The 13036-nt window shown below is 60.9% G+C and carries 9 protein-coding genes; 6 read left to right on the top strand and 3 right to left on the bottom strand.

Annotated elements, in window-relative coordinates; translation table 11 throughout:
• Positions 1–18 precede the first annotated feature (18 nt).
• From ispA to ACYZT3_RS26175, 3 genes are all read right to left on the bottom strand, one after another.
• A complete protein-coding gene (gene ispA / locus ACYZT3_RS26185) occupies positions 19–906 on the bottom strand; it encodes a (2E,6E)-farnesyl diphosphate synthase (protein WP_462031055.1) in 888 nt (295 codons plus the stop codon).
• Positions 903–1145, bottom strand: a complete 243-nt coding sequence (locus ACYZT3_RS26180) for an exodeoxyribonuclease VII small subunit (RefSeq protein ID WP_007894317.1) — start codon at positions 1143–1145, stop codon at positions 903–905. The genes ispA and ACYZT3_RS26180 overlap by 4 nt, the downstream gene beginning before the upstream one ends.
• A 252-nt stretch (positions 1146–1397) precedes the next feature.
• A complete protein-coding gene (locus ACYZT3_RS26175; protein ID WP_462031054.1) occupies positions 1398–2543 on the bottom strand; it encodes a Fic family protein in 1146 nt (381 codons plus the stop codon).
• A gap of 278 nt (positions 2544–2821) precedes the next feature.
• On the opposite strand from ACYZT3_RS26175, the gene ACYZT3_RS26170 reads away from it, so the two are divergent.
• The 6 genes from ACYZT3_RS26170 to ACYZT3_RS26145 are packed head-to-tail and all read left to right on the top strand — an operon-like array spanning position 2822 to position 12998.
• Positions 2822–3613 carry a YfaP family protein gene (locus tag ACYZT3_RS26170; protein ID WP_282379172.1) on the top strand — a complete coding sequence of 264 codons (792 nt, stop codon included), beginning with the start codon at positions 2822–2824 and terminating at the stop codon, positions 3611–3613.
• A gap of 35 nt (positions 3614–3648) precedes the next feature.
• On the top strand, positions 3649–5361 hold the full coding sequence (locus ACYZT3_RS26165) for a DUF2138 domain-containing protein (RefSeq protein WP_462031053.1): 1713 nt from the start codon (positions 3649–3651) through the stop codon (positions 5359–5361).
• Positions 5362–5393: 32 nt separating this feature from the next.
• On the top strand, positions 5394–5996 hold the full coding sequence (locus ACYZT3_RS26160; RefSeq protein ID WP_282379336.1) for a DUF1175 domain-containing protein: 603 nt from the start codon (positions 5394–5396) through the stop codon (positions 5994–5996).
• Positions 5993–10558 (top strand): alpha-2-macroglobulin family protein, encoded by a 4566-nt coding sequence (locus ACYZT3_RS26155; RefSeq protein WP_462031052.1) that lies wholly within the window; start codon positions 5993–5995, stop codon positions 10556–10558. The genes ACYZT3_RS26160 and ACYZT3_RS26155 overlap by 4 nt, the downstream gene beginning before the upstream one ends.
• Before the next feature lies 1 nt (position 10559).
• Positions 10560–12179 (top strand): DUF2300 domain-containing protein, encoded by a 1620-nt coding sequence (locus tag ACYZT3_RS26150; RefSeq protein WP_462031051.1) that lies wholly within the window; start codon positions 10560–10562, stop codon positions 12177–12179.
• 3 nt (positions 12180–12182) lie between these two features.
• Positions 12183–12998, top strand: coding sequence for a YfaP family protein (locus ACYZT3_RS26145; protein ID WP_462031050.1), 816 nt, complete (start codon positions 12183–12185; stop codon positions 12996–12998).
• Positions 12999–13036 lie beyond the last annotated feature (38 nt).

Raw genomic sequence — 13036 nt, 5'->3', positions numbered from 1 at the left:
TTTTTGGCAGATACGCCGTCAGCTGCGGCGTTCGACGATATAACGGGCCAGATCGCGCAATGGCTCGGCTGCCGCGTCAAACGGTCGCAGCGCGTGCAGGGCCTGATCGCGCAGTTCCAGGGCGTAGGCCTTGGCGGCGTCGAGACCGAGCAGGGCCGGGTAGGTTGGCTTGTCGCGTGCGATGTCCGCGCCCTGGCGTTTGCCGAGGGTTTCGGTATCGCTTTCGACGTCGAGAATGTCGTCCTGGACCTGGAATGCCAGACCGATGGCCTGAGCATAAGCCTGCAAAGATTTCAGTTCGTCTTTCTCGGCACGGCCACTGGCCAGAGCGCCAAGCTTGACGCTGACTTCGATCAGCGCGCCGGTCTTGTGCCGGTGCATGTATTCAAGGGCTTTTTGATCGAGTTTCACACCGACCGAACCGAGGTCAATGGCTTGACCGCCGACCATGCCGGCCGGGCCTGCCGCTAACGCTAGAGCGCTGACCATCTGCAGGCGAACTTCCGCGTCCGAGGTGCTCAGGCGCGGATCAAGCAGGGCGCTGAAGGCCAGGCTCTGCAAGCCGTCACCGGCCAAAATCGCGCAGGCTTCATCGAATTTCTTGTGGGTGGTCGGCTGGCCGCGACGCAGATCATCGTCGTCCATGGCCGGCAAATCGTCATGCACCAGGGAATAAGCGTGAATCAGCTCCACCGCGCAAGCAGCCCCATTGGCTTGCTCAGCCTTGCCGCCCAGCGCTTCGCAGGCGGCGTAGGCCAGCAGCGGGCGGACACGTTTGCCGCCATTCATCACGCTGTAGCGCATGGCTTCGTACAGACGTGCCAGCTCAGGGCTCGGCGCGTTGAACAGGGTTTCCAGTGCAGCGTTGACGCGGGCCTGGCTGGTCGCCGAATACGCTGCAATCATTCTGGCTGATCCGCGTCGAAGGGTTCCTCGGCCAGCTCGCCGTCACGCTCGAGCAGCACTTGAACCTTTTGCTCGGCCTGGGCCAGCGCTGCCTGGCAATCGCGGGTCAGACCGATGCCTTGCTCGAAAGCCGTCAGCGAATCTTCCAGCGACAATTCGCCGTTCTCCAGACGCTCTACCAGCGTTTGCAGGTCAGCGAGCGATTGTTCGAAATCCAGTGCAGCTTTTTTGCGGGCCATGGCGGCTATTTCCGGTTGACGTTAAACCGGCGCGACACTAGCAGACATGGGGGGTATGGGCAAATGAGCTGGGCGTTTTGGCCACTGGTTTCAGCAGCAACACACTCTATGTAGCAGCCTGCGTCCGGCTGCGCAGCAGTCGTAAAAACCAGTACCCGCGTTACATCAGACATACCGTGCACGCAGGATTGACGACTGCTGCGCAGCCGGACGCAGGCTTCGCCAGCTGCTACAGATCACCTTTTGGTTTATTTAAAGGGTTGAGTCATTTGGATAATTGATCTGGTACCGAGTACTGCGCCCACCACCTGGCAGGCGTTCCAGGCAGCCCTTCTCCAACAGTTCGGCCAGATGACGGGTCGCGGTGGCTTTCGACACTTTGGCGACTGCCTGGTATTGCGCCGCGCTGATGCCCGCCTCGAAACCTCGTTCCCCGCCATCGAGCAAGCGGTTGAGGACCTTTATCTGTTCGGCCGACAACCCGGACTCCCGGTGCGCCTGCCAAAAACGCGCTTTGCCCAGCACGCTTTCGATCCGGGCCATGGCTTGTTGCAAGCTGCGCAGCAAGGTTTGCAGAAACCATTCGAGCCACTCGGTGATATCCAGTGTGGCTTTCTGGCAGGTTTCGAGCACTCGATAATAACCGGACCGGTCTTCGAGAATGCTCGCCGACATGGCATAGAAGCGGATGGCTTGAGCTTCGCCCTGAGCCAATGCCAGATCGGTGATCGTGCGCGTCAGGCGCCCGTTGCCATCGTCGAAAGGGTGCAGAGTGACAAACCAGAAGTGCGCGATGCCGGCCCGCAGCAATGGATCGAGCCCCGCCTGATTTCGGCTGGCGGTAAACCAGGTGAGGAAGGTGTCGAGCTGTCGCTCAAGGCCCTGACGAGGCGGGGCTTCGAAGTGGACGGTCGGCCTGTCGAGGCGTCCAGACACGACTTGCATCGGATCATCGCCGCGTAACGCACCGATAGGGATCGGTCGGGCGGCGAGGGCGGTGTCCTGCTCGGGAAACAGCCATTCGTGCCAATCGAGCAGACGCTCCAGTGTCAGCGGCTCAGCGAAATGCTGAGTGGCATCGAGCATCAATTGCGCCAGCCCTTCGCTGCGCTGGCTGACGTTATTGCGATCCACCAGATCCAGCCCTAGACGACGCGCCAGCGACGAACGCACCGAACCTACGTTCAGCTGCTCACCCTCAATGGCGGATGAGGTCACGATGTTCTGCAACAGCGCATCCAGTTCGCTTTGAGCGCTCAGAGAACTGCCCACTGAGCTCGCCATGCCCATCAGTCGCCCTTGTGCTTGGACACACTCGCGCAAAAACGGCCCCAACCGCTCTGCTTGCCAGTTAAAATTCGGCCAATCGGGCTGCTGCCAGATCCAGTGAGGTGCCATGAACTCGGTGCTCTTGGAGTGGGTGAGCCGAATAGAAACGTTATTCGGCTCATGTGGTGAGCCGAATATGACGCCTATTCGGCTCACCGTCCAGCCACGAGCGTGATTCCTGCCGCAAATTCAGATGTCTGCGATTGTTAAAAAACCGCCGAATGGCTAATCTTCGCGCCTTCTACGACCCGATAGTCACGGGTCTTTCTGACGAAACGCAGTGTTTGGATCTGTAACGCGCCGAGGATCGGGCGCAAGGTTTCGTTATGCATGGCAGGAGGCGTCACATGCGTTGTGTTCTTACGTTGCTGATCACGCTTGTCTGCGCGACCGCGGCCTGGGCCGAGCCTTCGGCCGAGCTGTCGGAACCGGTGGGTGGCTGGCGTTATTCCGGCCTGCTGGACCGCAGTGAAAATCCTCAAGTCGCCTATCCCACGCCACCCATTGATCGGGGTGTGCAGCGCAATCGCACAATGATCCAGGGCCAGCTCAAGGCCATCGGCACTCAGCGTGGACCGCACAGCCTGGCGGTTAACGGCAATCCTCTGAATCTGTACACCGACGACCAAGGGCGTTTCGCCCGGCCGTATGCGTTCGGTGCCGGTTCCAACAGCGTCGAAGTTCGCAGCGCTGAGGGCAAATCGCTCAAGCGCGTCCAATTTTATGAAGCCAACAACCTGCGCACCCCGGCGCGGATTCGCGTGGTGCTGGGTTGGGACGACCCGAAAGCCGAACTCGATCTGCACATCATCACCCCCGACGGCCAGCATGCATTCTGGGCCCGCCCGGCGATGAGCAACGGCGGCGGCCTGGATCCGGACGGCGTCGATGGCCCCGGCCCGGAAATGTTCACCATGACCGCGCCGATGCATGGCACCTATCTGGTTTACGTGAACTATTGGGGTAACTTCGGCAGTGGCGGCTATAACTTCGATGAGACCAGCAACCAGAACGAGGTGATCACCTCGCAGATCAACCTGGTGCTCAACGAAAACACCGTCGACGAAAAACGCGAAACCTTCATCGTGCCCCTGCGCGCGATCGGTGACCTGCTGCTGGTCAAGACTTTCAACTATTAAGCATCCCGCACCACGGATGAATTGGGCTTTGTGAAATGAGCGATAACACTGTTTCCCCGGCCGCCGACGCACCTGCTGCCAAACCTTCCCGGCGCTGGCCGGCCGTCCTGATCGGGCTGTGCCTGGTGGCCGGCGTGGCGGGTGGGTTGGGCTGGTTCATGCACAAACCCAAGGCGCCGCCGGCGGAATTGGCCAGCGACAAACTGGGCATGAGCCGGCCGGACGGTCTGCTCGAAACCCACTCCTTGAGCCGGTTGCCCAAGGATTTGCTGGCGGTGCCGTTCCTCAAGGAAACCCTGACTGAAGATTTCGTCTTCTATTACGAAACGCATGCGGATCGTCTCGGTTTGATCGGCAGTCTGCGACGGATCACTTACGAACACGATTTGAAGCTGCAGGACAGCCTGATCGAGCATCTCTTCGATCAACCGGCGGACGTGGCGCTGTGGCGTGGGGCGGATGGTCGCTTGAAAGACTTTTTGTTGGTGATGGATCGCGGTGGTCTGGCCAAGGTGCTGGAGCCGCTGGCGAAAGTGGCGCTGGATGATTCGCAGCTGAGCAAAATCGGTGATGTGAAAGTGGGTGCCGACGATGTGGCGCTCTATCAACTGAGCTACAACGCCAGCAAAGCGCTGCTGTTCGCTTCCCATGGCGACAAACTGGTGGTGCTGTCCAACCCGACCAAACTCTACGATCCGCAAAGCGGCTCACCGGAAGAACCGGGCAGCGTCTCAACCAAGGCCATCGCCGCGTTGCTCAATGGCGACAAACTGTTCCCCGAAGCCTTTGGCCTGCAACCGCGCGCACCAGAGGTGAAACAACGCCTCTCGGTCAATTCCAGCGTCCTGGCCATGGGTTATCAGCGTTTCATCCCGAACTTCGCCGGCCTGCGCTTCGACATGGACGACAAGGGCTGGCACAGCTTCCTCGCCCTGGACGAACTGGACAACCAGCCGGACTTCGATTTCAAACCGATCTGGCAAGCCATGCCGATGGGCGCCAGCGCCTGCGTAGCGTTGCCGCTCGCCGCCGAACAACAGAAGCCGTTGCTGGTGAAACTCGGTGCCGAAGAGTCGGTGGCCCAGGCCCTGACCGAACACATGGCCGGTGCCGCCGGCCTCTGTTGGTACGCCGATTCGCGGTTGTACACGCCGTTGCTGGTGGCCAGCCTGAACGATGATGACAGCGCAAAACTCGACGGTGATCTGGGCAATTTGTTCGGATCGATGGTCGGCGCCTTTGAGGCCAACGTCGAAGAGCATGCCTTCCCGGTGGTCGAGAAACAGGAAGGTGAAACCCATCAGTGGCAACGTCAGGTCAGCTCCAACTTCGGCCCTTACAAGGCCAAAGACGCCGAGCAACCGGACGCGATCACCGGCAAGGCGTTCATGAAAGTGAGCCTGGCGCGCCACGGCTCGACGCTGCTGTTCTCCCTCGACGACACGCTGGTGGACAAAGCCCTCGGCACCCTCGACAAACGCTTCCCGCCGATGGCCGACGTGGTGCCAAAAGACCTGCTGATGCCGGTCTACTTCGGCCCTGATTCCATGGCGCAGCTGATGCAACAGGAAACCCTCGACAGCCTGCCGCAAGACATGGAACCGGTGTTCTACAACGCGGCGCAAACCTACCTGATCCCCAAACTGCGCAAGCTCGGCGGTTACGGCAAGTACGCACTGACGCTTCCGGAAGGCAGCGAACCCGATGGCCACTGGCAATGGCTGCCGCTGGAATGGAAAGCCCTGTGACCGCACTTATCCGAGGCCTTGGTCTGCTGGCGATGTTGCTGGGCACTCGGGCATTTGCCACTGAGGCGCCGCCACTGGACGTGCAGCAATCCCAGGTGTTCCGTGCCTGGTTCGTGCGCATCGCTCAGGAACAACTGACCCAAGGCCCGAGCCCGCGCTGGTATCAGCAGGACTGCGCCGGCCTGGTCCGTTTTGCCGCCAACGAAGCGCTGAAAGTCCATGACGATAAATGGCTGCGCAGCAATGGCCTGTCCAATCGCTACTTGCCGCCGGAGCTGCAACTGAGCGAGGCCCAACGCGCTCTCGCTCAGCAATGGCAGCAGGGCGGCGGCAAGGTCGGGCCCTACGTCAACGCAATCAAACTGATTCAGTTCAACAGCCATTTGGTCGGCCGCGATTTAGCGCAAGCCCGGCCCGGCGACCTGATGTTTTTCGATCAGGGCGACGACCAGCACCTGATGATCTGGATGGGCCGCTACATCGCCTATCACACCGGCACCGCCACCCCGACTGACAACGGCATGCGCTCCGCAAGCCTGCAGCAACTCATGACATGGAAGGACACCCGATGGATCCCCGACGCAGCCAACCCCAACTTCATCGGCGTCTATCGACTGAATTTTCTCTCCCAATGATCGGTGCCCGCATGCTGCGTTTTCTGCCTCTGCTGTTGGTATTAGTGCTGCCTTTTTCGGCGGTCAACGCCGAAGACACCGTCGAGCCAAGCGGCTACACGCCGGTGGCCGGCGAAAGCTTTTTCCTGCTGGCGGATAGCAGCTTCGCCGCCGACGAACAGGCGATGGTTCGCCTCGAAGCACCGGGTCGCGACTACCGGCGGTTCCGCATGGAGCCTTACGGCGGCGCCGACATTCGCGTGTACCGCATCGACAAGCCGCTGGATTTTCTCAAGCGCCAGAAGAACCTGCACCGGGTGGTCAGCGACGGCCAGTTCAAGGGAGAAGGCCTGTCGAACACGCTCGCGTATTTGTGGGACAACTGGTACCGCAAATCCCGTCGGGTGATGCAGCGGGCGTTCTCCTACGAATCGCGTAAACAAGTCACCGAGGAAGTGCCGGAACTGAAGATGGGCACCGCCATCGCCGCGCCAACGCCCTACGACGCTCAGCCGCAATTCGCGCTGATTCCGGGCTTGCCGGTAGTCAGTCAATTCCGTTATCCGCTGTGGCAAGCCAAACCGATCCAGCCGCCTGAGGGCGTGAACCTGGCCGGATCTTCCAGCGAGTTCGTCAGCGTTGCACCGGGTAACGTTTACATCCCGTTGGGCAATCTGAAGCCGGGTCTGTACCTGGTGGAAGCGCTCATTGGTAAATACCGTGCGACCACCATGGTCTTCGTCTCCAACACCGTGGCCGTGAGCAAGATTGCCGGTGATGAACTGCTGGTGTGGGCCGCGCGCAAACACGAAGGCAGTTCGGTGCCGAAGGTCAATGTGCTGTGGACCGATGGCCTGGGTGTAATGAGCAGTGGCGCCACCGACGCCGATGGTTTGTTGCGTCTGAAGCACGTCAGCCCGGAGCGTTCTTTCGTGATCGGCGAGGACGAAGAGGGCGGGGTGTTCGTCTCCGAAAACTTCTATTACGACAGCGAAATCTACGACACCAAACTCTATGCGTTCACCGACCGGCCGCTGTATCGGCCGGGGGATTGGGTGTCGCTGAAAATCGTCGGTCGCGAGTTCAAGAATGCCCGCGACTCGGTGCTGCCGACGGCTGCCGACGTCAATGTCACAGTACTTGATGCGACCGGCACAGCGCTGCAATCGCTGGCGCTGAAACTCGATTCCAAGGCGGGTACTCAAGGCCGGTTCCAGTTACCGGACAACGCGGTAGCGGGTGGTTATGAGCTGCGTTTCAGCTACAAGGATCAGGCCTACAGCAGCGCCTTCCGCGTGGCCGAATACATCAAGCCGCACTTCGAAATTTCCCTGAACCTGGCCAAGCAGGATTACCGCACCGGCGAACCGGTGAAAGGCAACCTGGTGCTGCTGTACCCGGACGGAAAGCCAGTGGCCAACGCCAGGTTGAGCCTGAGCCTGCGCGCCCAACAACTGTCGATGGTCGACAACGAACTGCAATACCTCGGGCAATTCCCGGTTGAGTTGACCAGCACCGAACTGACCACCGATTCCAAGGGCAACGCGACGCTCGATCTGCCGGCTGCCGAGAAGCCGAGTCGCTACATGCTCACTGTGTTCGCCAGCGATGGTGCGGCGTATCGGGTCAAGACCACCAAGGAAATCCTCATCGACCGTGGCGCCGCGAGTTTCAGCCTGCGCGCACCGCAACGGTTCAGTGCGGTGAGTGACAAGGTTGCGTTCAGTTACTTGAATGAAGGCGGCAGCGAGCAAAGCAAAGCGGTCACTCCGAGCGGTTACAGCTGGGTTCGTCTGGAAGACCAGAGCACCGGCGAAGGCAAACTTGCCGCAGCCGATAAAGGTTTCACGTTGGCGTTCGAGCGTCCGGGCACGTACAACCTGACGCTGAAGGACGACCGTGGTCGCGTGGTGGGTGCGACCGGTCATTCGGTCACTGGTGATGGCGTCAAAGCCGTGCCCGGCACCGTGGAAATTGTCCTCGACAAACCCGAGTACAAGGCCGGCGACGAAGCCCTTGCGTTGATCACCTTCCCGGAGCCGATCAGCGATGCCTTGCTGTCACTCGAGCGCGACAAAGTCGAGGCCACAGCGCTGCTGTCCAAGGGCGGCGACTGGCTGAAGATGGAAAAACTCAGCGAGACCCAATACCGCGCGCGGATCCCGGTGAAGGATAATTTCGCTCCGAACCTGACCTTTTCGGTGCTCTACACCAAGGGCGGTCAGTACAGCTTCCAGAACGCCGGCATCAAGGTGATCGCGCCGCAGATCGACGTGGCCATCGCCACCGATAAAGAGTCGTATCAGCCGGGCGATACCGTGTCGGTGGACTTGACCACGCAGTTCGCTGGCAAGCCGATTCCGGCGCACCTGACAGTCAGCGTGGTGGACGAAATGGTCTACGCCCTGCAACCGGAAGTCGCACCGACCATCGACCAGTTTTTCTACCACCCGCGCCGCAACAACGTGCGCACCAGCGCCAGTCTGTCGTTCATCAGCTATGACGTCGCGTTGCCGGGCAGCCCGGGTGCGCCGGGCAAAGCTAACCGCAGCGAGCGAGGCGTGAAAGTGCTGGAGCGGCCGCGCCGTGAAGACGTCGATACCGCTGCGTGGCAGCCGGAACTGGTGACCGACGCCAACGGCAAAACCCGCTTTACGTTCAAGATGCCGGACTCGCTGACCCGCTGGCGCATCACCGCCCGGGCCATCGCCGATGACGGTCAGGTCGGGCAGAAGAAGCAGTTCGTGCGCTCGGAAAAACCGCTGTACCTGAAGTGGAGCGGGCCAACCAAATTCCGCGCTGGCGACAAACCTGATCTCGGCGTGTTCGCTTTCAGTCAGGCCGAAAAACCGGTCAAGGCTGAGCTGGTGATGCATTACGCTGGCGCCGAACAGCGCGTGCCGGTGACGCTGAATAACGGCATCAACTACATCGCGCTGCCGGCGTTTGCGTTGGCCAATGGTGAGTGGACAGCTGAACTGGTGCAGGACGGCAAAACGGCTGATGCGTTGGCTGTGCGACTGACCGCGACCGGTGAAGGCTGGCAGGTCACGCAAAGGCAAAGTCTGGACGTGGCCAGCGGTGACACGCCGCTGACCTTGCCAGCGGACGCGACGGATATTCGCCTGCGTCTGGATGACAGTCCGCAAACGCTGTTCCGCTCGGCACTCGACGATCTGTTGAGCTATCCGTATGGCGGCGTCGAGCAAACGGCCAGTCGTTTGCTGCCGCTGAGCATCGCCTATCCATCGCTGTCGTCGAACCCGCAGATCCGCGATCGCTTGCGCTTGATCATGCAGAACAGCCGTCTGCGTCTGGTGCAAATGGCCGGGCCTTCGGCGAGTTTCACTTGGTGGGGCATGGACGGTGAGCCTGATGCATTCCTCACTGCTTACGCTTACTACGCCGACTGGCACGCCAGCAAAGCGTTGGAGCTGAGCCTGCCGCCCGAGCATTGGCAACGGGTGCTGGAGGTCTATTCGAAGCAGGCGCAGAACACGCCGTTGTTGCAGCGGGCGTTGATTCTGTCGTTCGCCAGACAGATGCAATTGCCGGTGAACACCCTGCTCAGCGGTTTGATGGATGACTTGGCGAAAGCGGGTGAGGGTAATGCGGCGAACCTGATGGAGGAGGGTGAGGACAGCATGGTCATGAGCGATCCCGAATCGGCGCTTGGTTTGGCTGCGGCTCGTGCGTTGACCGCCTCTTTGGCGAAGCAATCGAAGGTCACTTTGCCGGAGTCTTTCAAACGTCAGTTGGCGGACGCTCAGCAGCGTTTGGCCGTCAGTTCTCAACCGTTTGCCGAAGCGTTGAACCTTTCGCTGCAAGCCTTTGATCAGGCTCACGCGACAGCGTTGCTGCAACGTTTGCTGCCACAGCAATCGACGCTGGAGCGTGCGTTGGCGCTGACCTGGTTGCAACGCAGTATCGAGCAGGCTTCGCCCGCCATCGCGCTGACGCCTGGTGAAGGCTGGAAGCAGGAGCAGGGCGCGACCGGTGAGGTTTATTGGACGTGGCAGGGTGCTGCGCCAGTGCCAGCTGTGCTGTCGCTGACCGGTGCGCAAGAGCGTCCTTTACGCGCTGCATTGAGTTTCCAGACCAAGCAGCCGCCGATTGATCCGATGGCCGTGATCATCACCCGTCGCCTGTCGCGCCTGGTGCCGGGCGACGAAGCCTTCACCTTCAAACTGGAAGCGGTCGGTACCAAACCGTTGTCCAGCGACAGCCTGTACCTGGATGAAGTGATCATCACCAGTAAAGCCGCCAAACCGCTGCGCTACGGCATGCTCGAAGTGCCGCTGCCACCGGGTGCCGATGTCGAGCGCACCACGTGGGGCATCAAGCTGATGGGCAAGGCTGGCACCGAGCCGTCCGCATTGGAGAAAGCGCGTTTCGAGCCGGGGCAAATGGCTTACGCGATTCCGGTGGATGCCTTGAGCGGCGAATTGCGTCTGCGTCATCTGGTGCGCTTCTCGCAGAAGGGCCAGTTCAACTTGCCGCCGGTGCGCTTCACTCAGGTCTACGCGCCACAGCATCAGGCTCAGGAACAGAAAGCGGCCCTCGGTCAGGTCACGGTCAACTGACATGACCCGACCTCTGGTCTGGTGGCTGCTGTGTTTGATCCCTGTGCTGGCAACCGCGCAGGACGAACCGCTGCGGCTGGCTTTTAAAGGTGAGTTGCTTTCTTTGAGTCGAACTCAGGTGATCGCGCGCGAGCCGTTGCCTGCTGATTTGCAGACGCCTTTGGGCAGTGTGTGGAAGTTGTTTGTGTACGGCTGGCTGGTGGATACCGACGCTCATGAATCGCCTTACGAGTGTCGCGGTCAGTCGAAAGAGGAAGTCTATTGCTGCACCGCAGGCGGCAAGATTGGTCGCGATCAGGCGTTGGTGAAGTCGTGTGGTTTGTACTTTGAACCGCAGCGGTTGGGCATTGCTGGCGCTGACTGGCGCAGGTATTGGCAGGCGCGACAGGCCCCGGAGTGGTTGCTGGATTTGCCGTCGTTGCAACCTGCCACCCGGGTTTCGGTGACTGAGTTACTACGGCTGTTGGCCGTGATGCCGGCGCAGGATCAGGCGCGGCGTGTGTTGCTGGATGTGGTGTTGAATGCGGCTGACGGCAATGTCGTGGGCGATCTGGGTGGCCGATTGCGGGTGAAAACCTGGAGCTGGTTGGGAGATCAGGATCCGTCGTCGCGTCAGGGCGGGTTCGCCGGGTGGATGGCGGACGGCACGCCGATCTGGGCGGGCGGACGGGGGACCAGTCAGATGGTTCTTCGCAACTACGGTGAAGCGTTGTCTTCTGTGCTGCCTGTTGAAGGGCCAGCAGACGTGGGACGTTGCGTCGAAGTCGGCCTGTTTTCCCGTTATCCGATCGGGCGTGTTCTGGCCGGGGATCGCGTTGTTGCTTCCGGGCCTTTGCAAGGCGATTATCGCGTCGAATTCACCAACGGCAATCAACTGGATATTCACAGCGACGGCGAATTGTTTTTACTCAAAGACAAGCTCGTCGCCCGCCTGGACCGCGAAGAATACGTCGCTCGCGTCCTCCAGCGCGAAGCCAAGCCCGAACCCGCCGAAGCCGCCAAAGCCCTGGCCGTCGCCATCCGCACCTACCTGCTGCAAAACGCCACCCGCCACGGCGACTGTCTGAGCATCGACGACAGCAGCAACCGCCAGCGCGTCGCCCCACGCCCGGCCACGGCCGAATCGCGCAACATCGCCGCCTGGACCAGCGACCTAGTCCTCGCCGGCAGCACCGTCACCTACCACTCCGACCAACCCGGCCCGGACAAACTCTCCTGGCAGCAAGCCGTCGAACAAGCCAACGCCGGCCAACGCTACGACGCCATCCTGCTCCACGCCTACCCGCGCGCCAGCCTCAGCCGCTGGGACAACCCCGTCGCCTCCTGCGAAGCACTGCCCGCCGCGCAAGACTGGCTGCTGAACCAACGCCGCGGCTGGCGTCCGCGGTTGGAAAACGAGGTTGGCTACAACGAAGTCAGCACCTTCGCCGTTTGCCGCCTGGCCTTCGGTCGCCCCTACGTCGACCGCGAACGCCAACGCATCTACGTGCGCGGCGTGCTGTCATTGCAAGACCGCCTCGACCTGACCCACGAATACCTGCACCTGGCCTTCGAAGCACACCCCAACGGCCAGGATGAAACCTACATCGAAGGGCTCGCCCGCCACCTCTTGCTGGAATAGGCCATGAAACTCCGTTATCCACAGGTCTTCCTGTTCCTTTGTTCTTTTTGCGTACTGCCGACAGTTCTTGCGGCTGAGAGCGCCGTGAAACTCGATACGCCCGTTGGCGGCTGGCGCACCGGCGCACCTGAGGGTGAAGGCGAAAGCTTCCGTCAGACCGTTAACTACCCAGCCTCCTCGGTGAACACACCGGTGGGTCAAGCCAATACCGCCCGCATCACCGGGCAAATCAAAGCCACGCCCAAGTCTGGTGAGCCGGGCCGGTTGATCGTCAACGGCGTCAGCATGCCACTGAAAATCGATCCTGCCGGCCGCTTTGATCGTCCGTTCTCATTCCCCAATGGCAGTAACAGCGTCGAAGTCCGCAGCCCCGATGGTCAGCAACGGCATCGCACGCAGTTTCTGAACGCCAGCGGCGGGGCCACTCCAGCGAAATTGCGGGTGTTACTGGCTTGGGACAGTGATGGCACTGACCTCGACTTGCACCTCATCACCCCCGACGGCGCCCACATCTGGTACGGTGACCGCGTTGTTCCCAATGGTGCTGCGCTCGATGTTGACGTGACGACGGGCTACGGCCCGGAAATCTTCGCCATGCCGGCGCCGATCAAAGGCCAATACCTCGTCTATGTGAACTACTTCGGGGGCGGGTATCGCAGTGACGAGGAGGGGCAGGAGGATGCGGTTCAGCCGCTGACCACGGCGCAGGTGACGGTGATAACGGAGGAGGGGACGCCGAACGAGAAGATGGAGACGTTCCTGGTGCCGATGCGGGCGGTGGGGGAGTTGACGTTGGTTAAGGGGTTTAGTTATCCGTGAGCGTGAAATAAAGCGACCGCAGCGTTTTTACGTAGCTG

Source organism: Pseudomonas sp. MDT1-16 (assembly GCF_054898115.1).
Note: the sequence above shows the minus strand (reverse complement) of the source record. Positions and strands in the feature narration are given on the sequence as shown.